General features: G+C 70.0%; 15 protein-coding genes. 7 read left to right on the top strand and 8 right to left on the bottom strand.

Going from position 1 to position 18,819, the window contains the following annotated elements; all coding sequences use genetic code 11:
* Window positions 1–130: 130 nt before the first annotated feature.
* The 3 genes from Q9G87_RS11155 to Q9G87_RS11145 are packed head-to-tail and all read right to left on the bottom strand — an operon-like array spanning window position 131 to window position 2,817.
* Window positions 131–916: a citryl-CoA lyase gene (locus tag Q9G87_RS11155; RefSeq protein WP_305916190.1), complete on the bottom strand. Its 786-nt coding sequence runs from the start codon at window positions 914–916 to the stop codon at window positions 131–133.
* A complete protein-coding gene (locus Q9G87_RS11150) occupies window positions 913–2,070 on the bottom strand; it encodes a CaiB/BaiF CoA transferase family protein (protein WP_305916189.1) in 1,158 nt (385 codons plus the stop codon). Before Q9G87_RS11150 ends, Q9G87_RS11155 begins: the two co-directional genes overlap by 4 nt.
* 15 nt (window positions 2,071–2,085) lie before the next feature.
* Window positions 2,086–2,817: an IclR family transcriptional regulator gene (locus Q9G87_RS11145; protein WP_305916188.1), complete on the bottom strand. Its 732-nt coding sequence runs from the start codon at window positions 2,815–2,817 to the stop codon at window positions 2,086–2,088.
* A 246-nt stretch (window positions 2,818–3,063) separates the two neighbouring features.
* Here Q9G87_RS11145 and Q9G87_RS11140 point away from each other — a divergent pair, with 246 nt between their 5' ends.
* The 7 genes from Q9G87_RS11140 (at window position 3,064) to Q9G87_RS11110 (ending at window position 13,095) form a co-directional block, all read left to right on the top strand.
* Complete coding sequence (locus Q9G87_RS11140; protein WP_305916187.1) at window positions 3,064–4,512, top strand: aldehyde dehydrogenase family protein; 1,449 nt, start codon at window positions 3,064–3,066, stop codon at window positions 4,510–4,512.
* On the top strand, window positions 4,509–6,326 hold the full coding sequence (locus Q9G87_RS11135) for a thiamine pyrophosphate-binding protein (protein WP_305916186.1): 1,818 nt from the start codon (window positions 4,509–4,511) through the stop codon (window positions 6,324–6,326). The genes Q9G87_RS11140 and Q9G87_RS11135 overlap by 4 nt, the downstream gene beginning before the upstream one ends.
* A gap of 109 nt (window positions 6,327–6,435) precedes the next feature.
* Window positions 6,436–7,578: an ABC transporter substrate-binding protein gene (locus Q9G87_RS11130; RefSeq protein ID WP_305916185.1), complete on the top strand. Its 1,143-nt coding sequence runs from the start codon at window positions 6,436–6,438 to the stop codon at window positions 7,576–7,578.
* A gap of 1 nt (window position 7,579) precedes the next feature.
* Window positions 7,580–8,449 carry a branched-chain amino acid ABC transporter permease gene (locus tag Q9G87_RS11125; protein WP_305916184.1) on the top strand — a complete coding sequence of 290 codons (870 nt, stop codon included), beginning with the start codon at window positions 7,580–7,582 and terminating at the stop codon, window positions 8,447–8,449.
* Window positions 8,446–10,251 carry a branched-chain amino acid ABC transporter ATP-binding protein/permease gene (locus Q9G87_RS11120; RefSeq protein ID WP_305916183.1) on the top strand — a complete coding sequence of 602 codons (1,806 nt, stop codon included), beginning with the start codon at window positions 8,446–8,448 and terminating at the stop codon, window positions 10,249–10,251. Before Q9G87_RS11125 ends, Q9G87_RS11120 begins: the two co-directional genes overlap by 4 nt.
* Window positions 10,248–10,949 carry an ABC transporter ATP-binding protein gene (locus tag Q9G87_RS11115; RefSeq protein WP_305916182.1) on the top strand — a complete coding sequence of 234 codons (702 nt, stop codon included), beginning with the start codon at window positions 10,248–10,250 and terminating at the stop codon, window positions 10,947–10,949. The genes Q9G87_RS11120 and Q9G87_RS11115 overlap by 4 nt, the downstream gene beginning before the upstream one ends.
* A gap of 70 nt (window positions 10,950–11,019) precedes the next feature.
* Window positions 11,020–13,095 carry an outer membrane protein assembly factor BamB family protein gene (locus tag Q9G87_RS11110; RefSeq protein WP_305916181.1) on the top strand — a complete coding sequence of 692 codons (2,076 nt, stop codon included), beginning with the start codon at window positions 11,020–11,022 and terminating at the stop codon, window positions 13,093–13,095.
* Here the strand turns inward: Q9G87_RS11110 and Q9G87_RS11105 are convergent.
* The 5 genes from Q9G87_RS11105 to Q9G87_RS11085 form a co-directional block, all read right to left on the bottom strand.
* A complete protein-coding gene (locus Q9G87_RS11105) occupies window positions 13,092–13,868 on the bottom strand; it encodes an N-acyl homoserine lactonase family protein (RefSeq protein ID WP_305916180.1) in 777 nt (258 codons plus the stop codon). The two genes, Q9G87_RS11110 and Q9G87_RS11105, sit on opposite strands and share 4 nt — an antisense overlap.
* A complete protein-coding gene (locus tag Q9G87_RS11100) occupies window positions 13,865–15,172 on the bottom strand; it encodes an MFS transporter (RefSeq protein WP_305916179.1) in 1,308 nt (435 codons plus the stop codon). Before Q9G87_RS11100 ends, Q9G87_RS11105 begins: the two co-directional genes overlap by 4 nt.
* A 108-nt stretch (window positions 15,173–15,280) precedes the next feature.
* Entirely contained in the window at window positions 15,281–16,012 is a 732-nt protein-coding gene (locus tag Q9G87_RS11095; protein WP_305916178.1) for a TetR/AcrR family transcriptional regulator, read from the bottom strand.
* Between the two features lie 9 nt (window positions 16,013–16,021).
* Entirely contained in the window at window positions 16,022–17,749 is a 1,728-nt protein-coding gene (locus Q9G87_RS11090) for a bifunctional sugar phosphate isomerase/epimerase/4-hydroxyphenylpyruvate dioxygenase family protein (RefSeq protein WP_305916177.1), read from the bottom strand.
* A gap of 10 nt (window positions 17,750–17,759) precedes the next feature.
* Complete coding sequence (locus Q9G87_RS11085; protein WP_305916176.1) at window positions 17,760–18,605, bottom strand: shikimate dehydrogenase; 846 nt, start codon at window positions 18,603–18,605, stop codon at window positions 17,760–17,762.
* Window positions 18,606–18,819: the final 214 nt, after the last annotated feature.

Raw genomic sequence — 18,819 nt, 5'->3', positions numbered from 1 at the left:
GTCCACTCAGGGGCTTGAGCGTAACCACGGATCTTCGCCGGAACAAGCTCTTGTCTTCACTGCGGATCGGACTTAAAGTGCGTCCGTTATATGGATCCATCGGCCCACTAGGCGGATCGCCGCCTCGTGCTCAAAGCCAGGCCGGCAGGATGGACGGCGGGATCGGCCCCTTGTTCCTCCGCCCCTGGCCGCTCTCCTCCCAGGCGTGGGCCAGGATCCCGACAGACCTGCTGAGCACGAAGAGCCCGCGCGCCAGTGGCGCGGGAAAGCCGAGCTCGGCGTAGACCACGGCGGTCGCCCCGTCGATGTTCATCGGCACCGGCTCGATCAGCCGCTCGACCTCGATCGCGGCACGCAGGTGCGCGCCCGGCACCACCCCGTCCGCGACCGCTTCGGCCACGAGGCCGAGCAGCGGGTCGCGGCGCGGATCGCGCCGGTGGAACCGATGCCCGAAGCCGGGCAGATATTTGTCACGCGCACGCCAGCGCGCGACCACGGCGGCCGCGTCTCCGTCACCGGCCACTTCCTCCAGCAGCGTGACGCATTGCTCGCCGGCGCCGCCGTGCACGTCGCCGAGCAGGTTGACACCCGTGGCGACGGCGTTGTTGAGCCCCACCCCGCAGGTGGCGGCCATCCGGGCGACGGCGATGGACGGCGCGTGCGGCCCATGATCGACCGACGAGACCAGCGCCGCCTCCAGCAACGCCGCCCGGCGCGGATCGGGGCGCTCGCCTCGGAGCATGAGCCAGATCATCTCGGCGAGGCCGATGCGCCCGATGAGGTCCTGGACCGGCTGCCCCCGCAGCTCGATGACATCGGGCTCGATCCTCGACACCGCGGTCGCCCACCAGCCGGCCACCTCGGCTTCGACGTCGCCGCCTGAGCCACGGGGAGGGACCTCGGCTCGCTCGCTCATGACGCCACCCCGAACTCGTCGTTGTGCTCCCCGAGGAGCGGGGCGGACCCTCGTGGGCGCAGGGCGACGCCGTCGACGACCACGCCGTTCCCCGTGACGGTGATCTGCCGCTCGCCCGCTCCCGCGAACGGCACCTCCGTCAGGAAGCCACGCTGACGTACCTGGTGGAGTGCGAGCGCTTGCGGGACGGTGAGAATGCGGGCGGCGGGCACGCCCTCGCGGGCGAGCATCTCCTCCCACTCCAGCGCGGTCTTGGCCCGCAGCGCATGATTGAGCTCACGGTTGAGGTCCTGCCGGTGGGTCTTGCGCGCTTCACGCTCGGCGAAGCGGGGATCGGCGGGCAGGTCGGGCCGCCCGATGAGCCGGCACAGCGTCTCGAACTGAGCCTGCTGGTTGGCGGCGATGTTGAGCGGCCCGTCGGCGGTCTCGAACGTGCCGGAGGGGGCGGCGGTGGCGTTCTGGTCGCCCATCGGCTCAGGCTCGACACCGCTGATCAGGTAGTTGGAAACGGTCCAGCCCATCGCCGACATCGACGACTCCAGCATGGACAGGTCCAGATGGCAGCCACGCCCGCTGCGGTGTCGTCCGGCCAGCGCGGCGGAGATCGCCAGAGCGGCCATCAGCCCGCCGATGGTGTCGCAGATCGGGAACCCCACCCGCAGCGGGGCGGTGTCAGCGGTGCCGGTGACGCTCATCATGCCGGACAACCCTTGGATGATCTGGTCGTAGGCGGGGGCCCCGCTCATCGGCCCGCTCTGCCCGAAGCCGGAAATGGCGCAGTAGACCAGGCCGGGGTTGAGCTCGCGCAGGCGGTCCCAGCCGTAGCCGAGCCTGCTCATCACCCCGGCCCTGAAGTTCTCCAGCAGGACGTCGGCATCGGTGACCATGGACTCGAAGGCGGCCCGCCCGGCTCGGCTCTTCAGGTCGAGCTCGACCGACTTCTTGCCGGCGTTCTGGGCCAGGAAGGATGCGCCCATCCGCGCGCGATTGAGCTCAGGGTCGGGACCGAGCCGCCGGGCGAGATCCCCGGTGCCGGGCAACTCCACCTTGACCACCTCCGCGCCGAACAGCATCAGTTGATAACTGCAGTACGGCCCGGCCAGAACGTTGGTCAGGTCCACGACCTTGACGCCGTCCAGTGGCAACTGCTGCATGCACGCTCCATAGAGTCAAGTCAGAGGATGGTCGAACCCGCGCTCCGACATCCGCTTCGCCGCCTCGCGCAGGTCCGCGGCGAATTCCTGAACGCGATCTTCGGTGAAGCGGATCGTGGGGCCGCTCAGCGTCAGCGCCGCCACCGTCGCCCGCGAGCCGCCCGTGACCGCGACGGCCACCGCCGACAGGCCCGGCTCGCGTTCGCCGTGACTGGCCGCGTAACCGTCGCGCGCCGCCTGATCGATCCAGTCCCGCAACGTCGCCACGTGTGCCTGGCCGTAAGGAGAGGAACGGGCCACCCGCAGGAGCAGCCGCTCAGGCGCGTCCTTGAGCAGGATCTTCGAGGAGGCGCCCGCCCACAGGGGCAGCTCGTCGCCGACGCGCACCACGTGGCGCAGCGGCTGCGGGCTCTCCTGCTGGGCGATGCAGATGCGATGCACGTCGCGCAGCACGTAGAGATTGACGGTCTCCCGATGCCGGGCGCCCAGCTCGCGCATGAGCTGGACGGTCTCCGGCGGCAGCTCCCATGCCGAGCGGGCCAGGTGGGCCCAGCGCCACAGCGCGGGCCCGGCCGTGTAGCCCTTGTGCGTGGCCCACAACAGTCCCATATGCTCCAGGGTCTGCAGCAGGCGCAGCGCGGTGGTCTTGGCCAGGCCGGTCTCGTCGACGACCTCGCGAATCGTCAACGTCCGCCGGTCCTCGGTGAGCAGCGAGAGAATGTCGAACGCGCGCTGGACGCTGCGCACACCCCCGCTCTCCCCCGACGCTGCAGGAATGTTCGAAGGCACGGATCCTCACTAGTGAGTCGAAGGTGAACCTGCTGCTCACCTTCTCATGGGTCCGTACGCTAACACCGAGTCCGCTTAGCGGTCCATATGCTCCATCAAGTGGATTGCCTCGCCCCCTTGCCAGAACCTTGACGGTCCTCATACCGTGAGGAAATCCATAGTGCGGACTATCAGAACCGCTGCGCGGATCCAGTGGGAGTCACCATGAACGCCATCCACGAAACAGGGTCCTTAGTCGCCGGGGAGTGGCTGACCGAAGGTCCCCATGCCGACCGCATGGGTCCCTACCTCCGGGCACCTGTCAGCCGGGCGCGAACCGCACAACCTGCCGACATCACCACGGCCCTGACGTATGCCCGGCAGGCGGCCAGGCGGATCGCGCGGCTGGCGCCCGCCACCCGGGCCGACATCCTGGAACGGGCCGCCGCCGCGGTCACCGCGCAGGGCGATCGGTTGGCCGGCCTGCTGGCGCTGGAGCTGGGCAAACCGCTCAAGGACGGGCGTGGCGAGGTGTTGCGCGTCGCCGACACCCTGTCCGTAGCCGCCGCCGAGGCGAGGATGATCGGCGGCGAGGTGCTGCCGGTGGCGGGCTGGGGTCGCGGGGTCGGCAACACCGCGATCACCCAGCGAGCCCCGGCGGGCCCGGTGCTGGCGATCACGCCGTTCAACGCACCCGCCAACCTGCTCGCCCACAAGCTCGCCGCCTCCTTCGCGGCCGGCAACACCACGATCGTCAAGCCGCCGCCGCAGGCCCCGGCCGTCTCCACTGCGCTGGTCGAGCTGCTCCTCGAGGCCGGGATGCCTGTGGAGGCGGTGCAGGTTCTGCACGGGGGCGGCGATGTGGGTGCGCGGCTGTGCGCCGCGCCGGAGATCGCCGTCATCAGCTTCACCGGCGGCGTCGCGGCCGGCCACGCCGTCGCCCATGCCGCCGGTCCGAAACGGGTGATGCTCGAACTCGGCGGGAACGCCGCGACCATCGTCTGCGAGGACGCCGACATCGCCGGAGCGGCGCTCGTGTGCGCCCGCACCGGCTACAGCAACTCGGGGCAGAGCTGCATCTCGGTCCAGCGCGTCTACGTCCACCGCAGCCGGTTCGAGGAGTTCGCCGACGCGCTGACCTCGGAGGTGAAGGCCCTGATCGTCGGCGATCCCCTGGATCCGGGGACGGACGTCGGCTCCATGGTGGACGACGACGCGGCCGAACGGGTGGTCCGCTGGAGCGCCGAGGCGGCCGGCCAGGGCGCCCGGGTGACGACCGGCGGCACGCGTGAGGGCGCGGTGATGGCGCCGACCGTCGTCGTCGCCCCGCCCGCCGAGGCCAAGGTCGTCCGCGAGGAGGTGTTCGGCGCTCTGGTCGCTCTGCTGCCGTACGACGATTTCGACGAGGTCCTGGCGGAGTGCAACCGCAGCCCGTACGGGCTGCAGGCCGGGCTGTTCACCCACGACGTCCGCCGGATCGTGACCGCCTGGCGCGAGCTGGAGGTCGGCGGCCTGGTCGTGAACGGCTCGTCCAACTTCCGCCTCGACCACGTCCCGTTCGGCGGGGTGAAGGACTCCGGCATCGGCCGCGAGTCGCCCCGCTGGATGATCGAGGACTTCACCGTGACCAAGACCCTCCTGCTCAAGGGCCTGACCATCTGGGGAGACAAGTGACCGAACGCAGTGAGCACAGTCACCTTGGTGTCAAGGCCGGCGGCCACGGCACCACAGCCGCCCACGCGCTCGTCGCGCAACTCGAGGCGCTCGGCGTCGAGTACGTCTTCGGCACCTGCGGGCACACCAACATCGCCGTCCTGGACGCGCTGGCCGACAGCCGTATCCGCTTCGTCATCGCCCGCCACGAGCAGGCCGCCGCGCACGCCGCCGACGGCTACGCCCGCACCTCCGGCAAGCCGGGTGTGCTGCTCGTGCACGTCGGCCCCGGCCTGACCAACGCCGCGACCGGCGTCATGACCGCCGCCCTGGACTCGGTGCCGCTGGTGGTGATCTCCGGCGATATCCCGTCCTACTACCATGGCCGCCATCCTCACCAGGAGATCAACCTGCACGCCGACGCCGACCAGGCGAGCGTGTTCCGGCCGTTCGTCAAGCGCGCCTGGAACGTGCACCGGGCCCAGGACCTGGGCCGCCTCGTCGAGCGCGCCTTCTGGACGGCGACCTCGGGCCGTCCGGGCGCGGTGCTGGTCAACGTGCCGATGGACATCTTCTCCCGGCCCGCCGCGCCCTACCCCCCAGCCGGCCACGCGGCCCCGCCCGGCCTCCCGGAGGCCACGGCTGAGCTGATCGCCGCCCGGCTGGCCGCCGCCGACCGCCCGCTGATCTACGTGGGCGGCGGGCTGCGCGAGGACACCGTCGCGGACCCGGCGACATCGAGCACTGTCGCGGACCCGGCGACATCAAGCACCGCGGCGCTGATCTCCCTGGCCGAGCACCTCGACATTCCCATCGCCCATTCACTCATGGCCAAGGGCACCGTGCCCGACGCCCACCCGCTGGTCCTTGGGATGCCCGGCTTCTGGGGGCTGGAGCTCACCAACACCTATGCCCGCGAGGCCGACGTGGTGCTGGCCCTGGCCACCCGCTTCGCCGAGACCGACGCCAGCTCGTGGGACCCCCGCTTCACCTGGGACTTCTCGGGAAGCACGCTCATCCAGATCGACATCGACCCGGCCGAGATCGGCCGCAACTACCCGGCGGAGATCGGCGCCGTCGCCGACGTGGGGCTCGCGGTCAAGGCGATCGCCGACGCCACCACGTCCCATCCCGCGCGCACCAGGCCCGAGCTGCGGAAGCAGATCCTGCGGGCGCGGTCGGAGCTGTTCACGGCCAGCCGTGAGCGCGGCCGCAGCGCGGACTTCCCGCTGCGCCCCGAGCGCATCCTGGCCGACCTGCGCGCCTCGATCCCGGCCGACGCGATTTTGGTCACCGACGTGGGGTGGAACAAGAACGGCGTCGCCCAGTGCTACGAACTGCCGGCCGAGGGCCGTTTCATCACCCCAGGAGGCGCCTCCACCATGGGCTTCGGACCGGCCGCCGCAGTCGGGGTCCAGCTCGCCCAGCCCGCCAGGACCGTGATCGCGCTCATCGGCGACGGCGGGATGAGCGCGCAACTGCCCGCCGTGCCGCTCGCGGTCGAGCAGGGCGCCGCGGTGATCTTTGTGGTGATGAACAACCGCTCCCACGGCACGATCTCCGACCTGCAGTCGGCGCACTTCGGCCGGAGCCACGGCTGCGACTTCACCGACCCCGCCGGGCAGCCCTACAGCCCCGACTTCGCCGCCTTCGCCCAGGCGTGCGGCGCCGACGGCTACACCGTCGCCACGCCCGCCGACCTCGGCGCGGCACTGCTCAAGGCCGTCGCGAACCGACGCCCTGCGGTGATCGACGTGCCGATGGTGAACGAACCGGTGCCGACGCCAGGCCACTGGAACATCAAGGACATCTACCAGGGACTCTTCGCCGACTGACCCACCCGAAACCGTTGCACGTTCGAGATTCCCTGAGTCGCATCCTGACGTTATAACTAACGCACTAGTCCGTGAATTAGTTCTCACCTACCCCCCTACGAGGTGAACCGTGCATTTCACGAGATTCTCCATCGCAGCCGCGGCCCTGATAGCCCTCGCTGCCTGCGCCCCTCCCGGCCCGTCCACCGGCTCGGAGGCGAACGCGACCGGCCCCATCAAGATCGCCAACGTCAACGCGCAGAGCGGCCAGCTCAGCTCGCTCGGCCAGTGGGAGCACAAGGGCGTCAAGCTGGCCATCGAGGAGGTCAACAAGGCCGGCGGCGTCAACGGACGGCAGATCAAGCTCGACCTGTTCGACAGCCAGGGCGACCCGACCGTCGGCACGAACGTGGCCAGGAAGATCGCCGCCGAGGGCTACATCGCCATGCTCGGTACCGCGGAGAGCGCGGTCACACTGGCCATGGCGCCCATCCTGAAGGACGCCAAGATCCCCAACATCACCTCCGGCCAGTCGCCCAAGCTCGCCGAGCTGAAGAGCCCGTTCCTGTTCCTCAACGCGCCGACCAGCGTCACCTTCGACGAGACGCTCGCCAAATACCTGGTCGACGACAAGGGCCACAAGAAGATCGCGCTGATCAGCAACAACGGCGCGTACGGGTCCGGCGAGCACGACGCGTTCCTCGCCTCGCTCAAGAGCAGGAACGTCACGCCGCTGGCCGACGAGGTCGTCACCCCTGACCAGAAGGACTTCAACGCCAACCTCGCCAAGATCCGCGAGCAGGATCCGGAGGTGCTGTTCATCGGCGCCGAGGAGGTCCAGTCCGGGCTGATCGCCAAGCAGGCCCGCGAGCTCGGTATCAAGGCGGTCTTCGCCGGCGGCGCCCCCGTGGGCACCGACGTGTACGCGACCACGGCCGGGCTGGAGAACGCCGAGGGCACGGTGGTCAGCTCCCCGTACCTGAGCAACGAGGCCAGCCCGGAGATCAAGGAGTTCGCCGCGAAGTACAAGGCCGCCTACAACGAGGAGGCCCGCATGCACGTCGCCAAGGCGTACGACGGCGCGTCCATCATGATCGAGGCGCTGAAGCAGACCAACGGCGAGGGCGGCCAGAAGCTGGCCGACGCCATCCGCGGGGTCAAGCGCGCCGGGCTGCTGGGCACCTACAACTACGACGCCAACGGCGTCGGCATCCACGAAACGAAGATCGGCCTGGTCAAGGACGGCAAGGTCGTACCCGAGGCCGCGAGCTGACGTGCAGGTCTTCCTTCAGACCCTGATCGGCGGGGTCACGTTCGGGGCTGTGTACGCGCTGGTGGCGATGGGGTTCTCGATCGTCTACCGGACCATGGGCCTGGTCAACTTCGCCCACGGCAGCGTGGTGATGATCGGCGCGTACGCCGCCTCCACCTTCTACATGGCCAGCAAGCTGCCGTTCGCCGTGGCGATCATCGTGGCGATCGTGGTGACCGCCCTGATCGGCCTGGTCATCGAGCGTTTCCTGCGGCCGCTGGAGAACAAGGACTTCACGCTGATGCTGATCGGCACGATCGGCTTCGGCGCCGTGCTCGAGGCGGGGGCGGTCCTCGTCTGGGGCGCGACCGGGCACGCCGTGCCGTCTCCGGTCGCGACCGGGCCGATCGATCTGGCCGGAATCCGCATCCCCACCTATAGCCTGCTGGTCATCGCCGTGGCCGCCGTCGCGACCGGGCTGCTGGCGCTGTTCCTGCAGCGCACCAAGCGCGGCGCGGCCATGCAGGCGGTGGCCATGGACCACCAGGCCGCCACCGCCGTCGGCATCCACGTGGGCCGCAGCAACGCCATGGCCTTCGCCATCGGCGCGGGCCTGGCGGCGCTCGCGGGCAGCCTCGTCGGACCCATGCTGTACGTCAACCCCACCATGGGCGGCACGCTCGGCATCAAGGGCTTCGCCGCGGCCATGCTCGGCGGCTTCGGCAGCATGCCGGGCGCGATCGTCGGCGGCCTGGTCTTCGGCCTGCTCGACTCCTTCGCCGCCGGCAACTTCCAGGAGTACTCCGAGCTGGTCACCTTCCTGGTCTTCGCCGTCATCGTCATGATCCGCCCCACCGGCATCTTCGGAGAGGCAACGGTGAACCGCGCATGAAACGTCTGATCTGGCTGGTGCCCCTGGTCGTGGCGGCCTGGCTGCTGCCGTATGGCCTGGGCGGCTACGCCATCCACGTCGCCGATGTCGCGATCATCTTCGCGATCCTGGCCATCGGGCTCGGCCTGACCATGGGGGTGGCCGGGCAGATCAACCTGGCCCAGGTCGCCTTCTTCGGCGTCGGCGCCTACACGGTCGCCATCCTCACCACGAAGGCGGGGTTCGGTTTCTGGACGGCGTCCGCGCTGGCGCTGCTGACCGCCGTGGTGTTCGGCGTGCTGGTCGGCATCCCGGCGCTGCGCATGCAGTCGCACTACCTCGGCATCGTCACCCTCGGCCTGGCGTTGGCGTTCACCAACTGGGTCACCAACGCCCACATCGCCGGCCGCGCCGAGGGCATCAGCGACATCCCGGTCCCGCCGATGTTCGGCGTCGACCTGTCCAGCGGCTACCTCTTCTACTACGTCGAACTGATCGTCTTCGCCGTCGCCCTGGCCTTCGCACTGCTCGTCACGCGCTCGCCGCTGGGTCGCCGGCTGCGGGCGATGCGCGACGACGACCTGGCCGCCGGGGCGCTCGGGGCGGAGATCCCGCTGCTGCGCATGACCGCGTTCGTGCTGTCCGGCCTGTACGGCGGCCTGGCCGGGATCCTGTACGCCGGGCTCATCCGCTTCGTCGCGCCCGAGTCGTTCAACATCGCCAACATGTTCCTGCTGCTCGCCATGGTGATCATCGGCGGGCGCAGCAGCATCCTGGGCTGCGTCGTCGGCGCGGTCGCGCTGGCCCTGGTCAGGGAGGCGCTGTTGGACGCCTCGGGCTATGCCCAGCTCGGCTACGGCCTCGTGGTCGTGCTCGTGGTGGTGTTCGCGCCCAAGGGGCTGGCGGGCCTGCCCGGGCAGCTCCGATCTCTGCTGCGCAGGCGCGGCGGCGGCTCGCGGGCCCAGCTCGGCCCGTTCCAGCCCTACGACGCCGCACCACAGGCCGGCGAGGAGGACGCGCTGGAGATCCGGGACGTGACGATGCGGTTCAGGGGCCTGGTCGCCCTCGACCGCGTGTCCCTCACCGTTGCCACGGGTCAGATCCGCGGCATCGTCGGTCCCAACGGCTCGGGCAAGACGACCTTGTTCAACGTGATCAGCGGCTTCTACACGCCCAGTCAGGGATCGGTGGTCCTGCGCGGCCAGGACGTGACCGGGATGGCGCCGTACCAGCTGTCGCTGCGCCGCGTCGCCCGCACCTTCCAGAACCTGCGCCTGTTCGAGGACCTCAGCGTGCACGAGAACCTCCTCCTCGGCCTGGACCGCACCCGCACCTCGTGGATCTGGCGCTATCCGGGCCTGCCGTGGAAGGTGCTGGGGTATGAGCGGGCGCTGCGCCGGCGGGCCGGCGAACTCATCCAACGCTTCGGGCTCGCCGAGGTGGCCGACGCCGAGCCGCGCTCGCTTCCGTACGGGATCCAGCGCCGGATCGAGCTGGCCCGCGCCATGGCCATGTCCCCCACCCTGCTGCTGCTCGACGAACCCGCCGCCGGGCTCAACGGCGAAGAGGTGCGCCAGCTCGCCGAGATCGTCCGGTCCATCAGGGACTCGGGCGTCACCGTGATCGTCATCGAGCACAACATGGGTCTCGTCATGTCCCTGTGCGACCAGGTCACCGTGCTGTCCAGCGGCAAGGTGATCGCCGATGGCCAGCCGGCCGAGGTCGCCGTGCACCCCGACGTGGTCGCCGCCTACCTCGGCGACTCGATGTCCGCACCGACCGAGGCGACCGCCGAGGCCGCCGTCGAGGAGGCAGCCCGATGACCACGCTGACCGTGGAGGGACTGTCGGTTCACTACGGCGGCGTCCGTGCCGCCCACGACGTGTCCTTCACCGTCGAACCCGGCCAGTCGCTCGGCATCATCGGCGCGAACGGAGCGGGCAAGACCTCCACCCTCAAGGCGGTCATGGGCCTGGCACCGCGCCAGGCCACGACCATCCGCTTCGGCGAGCACGATCTGCTGCGCGCGCCCGCCCACACCTTGGTGCGGCACGGCATCGGCTACGTCCCCGAGGGCAGGCACGTCTTTCCCGGGCTCACCGTGGAGAAGAACCTGTTGCTCGGCGCGTACACCAGCAGCTGGAAACGCACCCCGATCGACGAGGTGTACGAGCTGTTCCCGGTGCTGGGCGAGATGCGGGGCAGGCTGGCCGGCGCCCTGTCCGGCGGCCAGCAGCAGATGCTGTCCGTCGGCCGGGCCATGATGTGCCGGCCCAAGGTGATGCTGCTGGACGAGCCCTCGATGGGGCTGTCGCCGAAGCTCGTGGGGGACATCGCCGGCGTGCTCAAGAAGCTCAACGCCGCCGGCCTGGCCATCCTGCTCGTCGAGCAGAACGCCAAGCTCACCTTCGACGTCACCACCACCTGCCTGGTCATGGAGAACGGTGAGATCGCCGCGCGCGGCACCTCGGCGGAGCTGAGCAACGACCCCGAGGTCCGGCGGATCTATCTCGGCCTGTGACAGCCCGAATCTATGGTGCGTCCATCAGTCGGATACAACAGTCCACATAGTGGAACGTGAAAGGATGATCATGGTCCGTCGCAGAGAGTTACTCGCGGGCGCCGTCGCCGCCGTCGCGCTCGCGGGAGCCGGGCAGAGGCCGGTCTCCGCGGCCACCAAGGTCGCCGACCGGAACTTTCCGAAGGTCGGCGGCAACCTGGCGAACCAGAGCCACACCGGGCTCCGCGACCTGCACCCGGGCAACGTCAGCCGGCTGCGGGCGGCCTGGGTGAAGAACATCGAGGGCGGGCTGATGGCGGGCAACAGCCAGAGCACCGCCGTGGCCGTGGACGGCATCCTCTACATCGAGTCGGCCCTCGGCAACGTCGTCGCGGTGGACGGGCGCACGGGCGCGACGATCTGGAAGTACGCGCAGACGCGCGGCGCGGTCACCCGGCGCGGGGTGGCGGTCGGCGCCGGCAAGGTCTTCACCTGCGGCAACGACAACTGGCTCATCGCCCTCGACCAGCGCACCGGCCAGGTGATCTGGGAGCGGCAGCACAATGGGTACGGCAACCTGGAGAAGGTCGCGGTCACCTACCACGACGGCATGCTCTACTGCGGCACCAACGACGGCCCGCGCGGCGCGGCCCTCGCCTTCGACGCCGAGAGCGGCGACCTGCTCTGGCACTTCTGGGGAACGGCAAGCCCCGGCCAGGTCGGCGGTGACACCTGGGAGGGCGACTCCTGGCAGACGGGCGGGGCCACGCCCTGGATGCACTGCGCCATCGACGCGGAGCTGGGGCTGGTCTACTGGACGTTCGGCAACGCCAGGGGCGCCCGCTCCTCCCAGGACGGCTCAGAGCGCGGCGGCCAGAACCTGTTCGCCAACTCGATCGTGGCCATGGATCTCAAGACCGGCGCCTACCGCTGGCACTTCCAGTCCATCCACCACGACATCTGGGACATGGACAACGTGATGGCGCCCGTCCTGCTCGACGCCCGTGTCCGGGGCCGGATGCGCAAGCTGGTCGTGTACGGCAGCAAGACCGGCATGTATTACATCCTCGACCGCGCCGACGGCTCGGCCCCGCTGGGCATCGACGAGGTGCCCGTGCCGCAGGAGCCGCGGCAGAAGACGTGGCCGACGCAGCCGTTCCCGCGCCAGGGCGGCTGGACCGAGCAGACCCCCGTGTGGCAGCCGCTCGGCACCGAGATCCCCGGAGCCCCGCACCGGGCCGTGCCCAACTACAAGATCGGGTCGCTGTACACGCCGCACTGGGACGAGCCCATCCTGACCATCCCGGGCCACGGTGGCGGCGCCGACTGGAACCACCAGTCCTACAGCCACAGCACCCGCCTGGTGTACACCGGCTTCGGCTACGTCGCCGCCGCCCACTCCCTCACCGAGGCGTCCAACGGCCTGCGCCCGCCCGGCGAGTACATGACCGGCGGCGTCGTGGCCGTCGATCCGAGCTCGAACCGGGTGCGGTGGAAGAAGAACATGCCGTACTCGCTGGCCCACGGCAACGGCATCCTCACCACCGCCTCCGACCTGCTCTTCATCGGCCAGCCGGACGGCAACCTGCTGTGCCTGGACGCTCGGGACGGCCGTGAGCTGTGGCGCTGGCAGACCGGGGCCGCGGTCAGCAGCAGCCCCATCTCGTACGAGATCGACGGCGAGCAGTACATCGCGGTCTACGCGGGCGGGACCAGCATCCCGTACGGCAACTCCGCGGCGCGCGGCGATCACCTGTGGGCCTTCAAACTCGGCGGCACCGTGCCCCCGGCCGCCACGCCGCCCGCACCCGTGGTCCGCCGCCCGGTCTCCGGAAGCCCGGTGGACGGAAGCGCTGTGAACAACACCGTCGTGCTCGCCCGCATCTACGATTCCGCCACCGGCCAGGTGGGCACGGTCGAGTCCACGGCCGTGAACGCCATGGCGCCGACCCACCTGCGCGTGCCGGCCGGCACCACCGTCACCTTCGTCAATCCCGCCGACAACGTGCACGTCCACGGGGCCACGCAGTTCTTCGAAGGGCTCTTCGACGTCCGGCTCAAGCCGGGCGAGTCGTTCCAGTACACCTTCACCAAGCCCGGCGAATACTTCTTCAACGACAGCCACAGCCCACGCCCGACAGGCAAGATCGAGGTCCTGCCCGCCTAGGGCGCGATCACGGCGACGTCGCTCCCAAGCAGGGGGAAACGTTCGAGCACCAGCGGATCATGGCCGGCGACCACCAGTTCGGGGCCGCCGGCCAGCTCCTTGATGCGGTCGAAGGCGCCGTACATCCCGGTCATGCTGTGCAGGATCGGGAAGGGACGGTCATTCTCGATGTTCTCGTAGAAGTGGCTGGCGTCAGAGGCCAGCACCACGGGCCCGCGGGCGGTGGCGACCCGCACCACCTGCATGCCCGCGGTGTGCCCGCCGACCAGGTGCACGCTCAGGCCCGGCACCACGAAGGCGTCGCCGTCCACCACCTGCACCCGCCCGTCCTTGCGGGCGGAACGCAGGTGGGCGAGGTCGTGGTCGTTGAGCAGCCAGCGCTCGCGGGTGATCCGCTCGGCCCAGGGGCCGGTCCAGTAGTCGAGCTCGGCCTGCTGCACGACGTAGCGGGCCCGGGGGAACTCGTGGGCGGTGCCGGTGTGGTCGTAGTGCAGGTGGGTCAGCACCACGTAATCGACCGACTCGGCGGCGACGCCCAGCTCGGCCAGGGCCTCGACGGGCGAGCAGCGGTAGTCGATTCCCTCGACGCGCGCCGCCCGCTCCGGCGCGATGCCGGTGTCGACGACGACCGTGTGCTCGCCGGAGACCGCCAGCCAGACGTAGTAGGCGGTCGGGTGGGAGCTCTCCCCGCCGGGCTCGTAGCCGTGGAAGTGCTCGCCGCGACGGGCGTCGCGCTGGGCGTAGCGTACGGCGTGGACGCGCCAGCCGCTCATACCTTCACCCGCCCCGGCAGCTTGACGCCGAGCTGCTCGGTCGGCACCCGGTAGGTCTCCTTGGCGGTCGCGACCGCGGCCACGTTCACCAGGCACACCACCGCGGTGATGATCGAGACGCCGAGCCAGCTCTCCGGGCCGGTGCCGGCCACCGCGGTGGCCACCGTGGGCGCGAAGCCGGCGATGGCGAAGCCGATCTGGGTGCCGATCGCCATGCCGGACAGGCGGACCCGCGTGGTGAACATCTCGCCGTAGAACGAGGGCCACACGGCACTGGTGGCGCTGTGCACGATGCCGAACATCACGATGCCCGCCACGAAGATCAGGAAGAGGTTTCCGGCGGAGATCGACCACAGGTAGACGAACATCAGCACCGCGCAGCCCAGCGAGCCGCCGATGAACACCGGCTTGCGGCCGACCCGGTCCGACAGCCTGCCCCAGAGCGGGATCGTGATCACCGCGGCGACGTTGGCCAGCACGCCGACCCACAACATCGGGGTGCGCTCCAGGCCCATGGTGTTGACCGCGTAGGACAGGGCGTGCACGGTGAAGATCGTGCTGACCGAGGCGATGACCGCGGCGACGACCACGCGCAGCACGTCGCGCCACTGCTCGCGGAAGAGCACGGCGAGGGGCATCTTCGCCACGGTGTTGGTGGCGACCTCCTGCTCGAACGCGGGCGTCTCCTCCAGCGTGCGCCGGATGACCAGCCCGACCACCGCCACCATGACGCTCAGCCAGAACGGCACCCGCCAGCCCCAGCTCAGGAGCTGGTCCTCGGGCAGCGCGGCGATCGGCAGGAAGATCGCGGTGGCGATGATCTGACCGGCCTGCGTGCCGTTGAGGGTGAAGCTGGTGTAGTAGGCGCGCCGGTCTTCGGGGGCGTGCTCCAGCGTCATGGAGTTGGCGCCCGCCTGCTCGCCCGAGACGGAGAAGCCCTGCATCAGGCGCAGCACCACGAGCAGGATCGGCGCGAGCACGCCGACCTGGTCGTAGGTGGGCAGGCAGCCGACCAGGAACGTGGAGCCGCCCATCATCACCAGCGTGGTGACCAGCACCCGCTTGCGGCCGAACTTGTCGCCGATGTGCCCGAGGACGAAGGCGCCCACGGGCCTGGCCAGATAACCGACGCCGAACGTGGCCAGCGCGAGCAGCGTACCGGTGGCGGGCGCGGAGGACGGGAAGAAGATCTTGTTGAAGACCAGCGCGGCCGCGGTGCCGTAGATGAAGAAGTCGTAGTACTCCAAGGCACTACCGATCCAGGCCGCAATGGCCGCTTTGCGGGGTTTGCCCTGCACCGTCACAATATGCTCCTCACGGTGACCGTCGGGGGGAGTGCGGTGACAGGAAACTAACTCACCGGTTCGTACATTACAAGGGTGTTGCCGCAGGATTAAGCACGCGAACCAGGATCAGGCGCCCGCGCCCCGAAGATAGGCCACGACCGCATCCCCCACCATCGCGCGCAAGCGGGCACGGTGCTCGGGCGCGGTCATGTCCCGTCCGAACAGCGCCCCGAACGTGTGCTGGTTGGCCACCCGGAAGAAGCAGAACGAGCTGATCAGCATGTGCACGTCGATGGCGTCGGCCTCGGTGACGAAGTCACCGCTCGCCGTGCCGGCGTCGAGGATGCGCGAGATGAGATCGAGCACGGGCGTGCCGAGGCCGGCGAGGGCCTCCGACTTGCGGATGTGCTCGGCCTGGTGGATGTTCTCGATCGCGACCAGCTTGATGAAGTCGCGGTGCAGGTCGTGGTGGTCGAAGGTGAGCTCGGCCAGCGCGCGGATGGCCTCCACCGGGGCCAGGTGCTCCACCTCGATCGTCCGCTCCATCTCCCGGACCTCGGCGTAGGCCTTCTCCAGGACCGCGATGTAGAGCCGCTCCTTGCTGCCGAAGTAGTAGTAGATCATGCGCTTGGTCGTGCGCATGCGGGCGGCGATCTCATCCACCCGCGCCCCCGCGTAGCCGTGCCGGGCGAACTCCTGCTGCGCGACCTCGAGGATCTCCGCCTTGGTGCGCTCGGCATCCCGCTGGCGCTCGGTCGTGCCGGACCCGGGCACACGTACGGTCGTGCCGGACCCGGGCACATCAGGCGTCGTGCCGGACCTGGGCACATGGGACGCGGCGGCGGGTTGAGAGGTCATTCGCCCATCCTAGTGACCTCCCGCGTGCTGCACGGCGAGCCGGATGGGGGCGTTGCCTGCCCCGTAGCCCTGGTATCCACCGATCCGCTGGACGATCTCGAAGAAGACCCGGCCCACGGTGACGGTGTACAGGTGCAGGAACTCGCCACCGTGCTCGTCCCGGTCGTAGAGCACGCCGAGGTGACGCAACTCGGGATCGACCCTGTGGCGGGCCTCCAGGTCGTCGTAGTAGTTGCCGGGGATCGGCAGGAGCAGACCGGGATGCTCCTTTCGCAGCCTGCGGGCGACGGCCAGGACGTCATCGCAGGCCAGCGCTACGTGCTGCCATGGGAGGCCGCCGGCGCCGACCTGGGCGACGTTCAGCACCATACGGACCACGCTGTCGGGACCCGACATGGCCTTACTGCGCAGCAGGCCGTACGGGTCGGGCAGTTCCAGGCTCTCCTGCGGGCGCAGCCCGAGCACGCTGCGGTAGAAGAGCTCGGCCTCGTCGAAGTAGTGCCACGGCTGGGTGAGGGCCACGTGGTCGATGCCGGTGACCGGGCCGGCCACCGGTCCCGAGGGGGCGAAGTCGGCGAGCCAGGCGTCGTCGCAGAAGAAGATCTCGGTGCCGTCCGGCGCGGCCACCGCCTGCAGCTTGGCCTCCTCGGGGGCGCGCTCGCGCGGCAGGACCGGTGACAGCAGCGACTCGGCGTGCTTGGCCGCGCCCGCTGGGTCCGGGCTGTCCAGGCCGAGGGCGATGAGTGCGGGGTCGGCTCCGGTGGCGTTGAGCAGCAGCCGCGCGCCACCCTGCTCCCACAGCTCAACCGGTTTCGTGGGATGCGTCCCCGTACGCGCGAAGCCGAGCGCGGCCAGCACCCCACCCAGCGAGCCGCTGTCGGCCAGCTCGGCGAAGGCGAAGCCGGTGGGCACGGCCGGGTGCGTCACGCCGGTCAGGCTCTGCTCCAGGGCGATGAGCGAGCGCATGCCGTCCAGCGCGGTGCGCTGCGCCGACGCCTGGCGGAAGACGTCGTTGAACACCTCCAGCGACAGCGGCCCGGCGTAGCCCGTGCGCCGCACGCTGGCGACCAGCCCGTCCAGGTCGAAGCTGCCCTGTCCAGGGAAACAGCGGTAGTGGCGGCTCCACTGCAGCACGTCCATGGCCAGCAGCGGAGCGTCGGCGAGCTGCAGGAAGAAGATCTTCTCCCCGGGGATGGCCTCGATGCCGATCGGGTCGGAGCCACGCGAGAGGATGTGAAAACTGTCCAGGCAGGTGCCGAGGCTGGGATGATCGGCCAGGCGGACGATACGCCAGGCGTGTAGATACTCGTTGACGTGCCGCCCCCAGGCGAGCGCCTCGTACGCGATGCGGATGCCGTGCTCGGCGGCCCGCTCGGCCAGCAGGCGCAGCTGTTCGGCGGCCAGCTCGTCGTCGCCGATCGCCGACGGGGAGACGTTCGAGCAGACCAGCAGCAGGTCCGCGCCGAGGCGCTCCATGAGCCGGAACTTGTGCTCGGCCCGGCGCAGATTGCGCGCCAGCACCTCGGCAGGCACCGCCTCGAAGTCACGGAAGGGCTGGTAGAGGTCGATGCCGAGCCCGAGGTCGGCGGCCCTGGCCCGGACCTCCTCCGGCGACAGCGGGCAGGCCAGCAGGTCGTTCTCGAAGATCTCCACCCCGTCGAACCCGGCGGCGGCGATCGCCTCCAGTTTCTCCGTGAGAGTGCCGCTCACCGACACGGTGGCGATGGACTTACGCACGCTTCCTCCTTCAGACGGCGATGAGATCGGTCAGGTGGGCGAGCATCCGCTCGGCGTCCGGCTCGCGGCCGGTGAACAGCCTGAACGCGTGTACGGCCTGGAAGACGACCATGCCGCCGCCATCCAGCGTCCGGCATCCCGCGGCCCGCGCGTGCCGCAGCAGCTCGGTCTCCAGCGGCCGGTAGACGATGTCGGCCACCCACAACCCGGGGTGGAGCAGCTCGGCCGGCAGCGGCAGGCCGGGATGATGGGCCATCCCGGTCGGGGTCGCGTGCACCAGACCTTCGGCCTGGGCCAGGAGCTCCGGCAGCTCGGCCGGGAGCGCATGGCATGCACGCCCGGCGCCGAAGCGGGCGGCCAGCTCGCCGGCGAGGGCGCGCGCTCGCGCCGGGTCCGCGTCGACGACGGTGATCTGGTCGGCGCCCATCGTGAGCAGCGCATGCGCGACCGCGGCTCCCGCGCCGCCGGCGCCGAGCTGCACGACCTGGTGGGTCGGGGCATCGGGCAGGCCCCGCGCGAACGACTCGGCGAAGCCCGTCCAGTCGGTGTTGTGCCCGACGGCCCGCTCGCCGTCGAAGACCACGGTGTTGACCGCGCCCAGCGTGGCGGCGTCCGGCGACAGCTCGTCCAGGTGCGGGATGACGGCCTGCTTGCAGGGATGCGTGATGTTGAGCCCGTCGTAGCCGAACCGGCGGGCCGTGCGGACCAGCTCCCCCACGTCACACCCCAGGCGGTCGGTGTCGAGCAGCCGATAGACATAGTGCAACCCGTGGTGTCCGGCCTCCTGCTCGTGCAGCGGCGGGCTCAAGGAGGGGCCGATGCCCGAGCCGATCAACCCCACCAGGAACGAGGCCATCACTTCTTCCTTTCAAGCAGGTGCGACAGCTGCGTGAGCGTCAGTGCGCGGAGGTTGGGCCCGCTGAGGACCAGGACTCGAGACATGATTCTCTAATGTACGTACTAGTGAGTTAGCTGGCTAGACCTGCGTCCTTGCTGCTCGCCGAATGCGAGCGCGCCTGGTGTCAGGTCAGCGCGTAGTCGTCGGTGCCATGCCGGCGCCCGCGGGTCCA

Origin of the sequence: Nonomuraea turcica, assembly GCF_030718205.1 — a bacterium.
Taxonomy (GTDB): Bacteria; Actinomycetota; Actinomycetes; order Streptosporangiales; family Streptosporangiaceae; genus Nonomuraea.
Note: the sequence above shows the minus strand (reverse complement) of the source record. Positions and strands in the feature narration are given on the sequence as shown.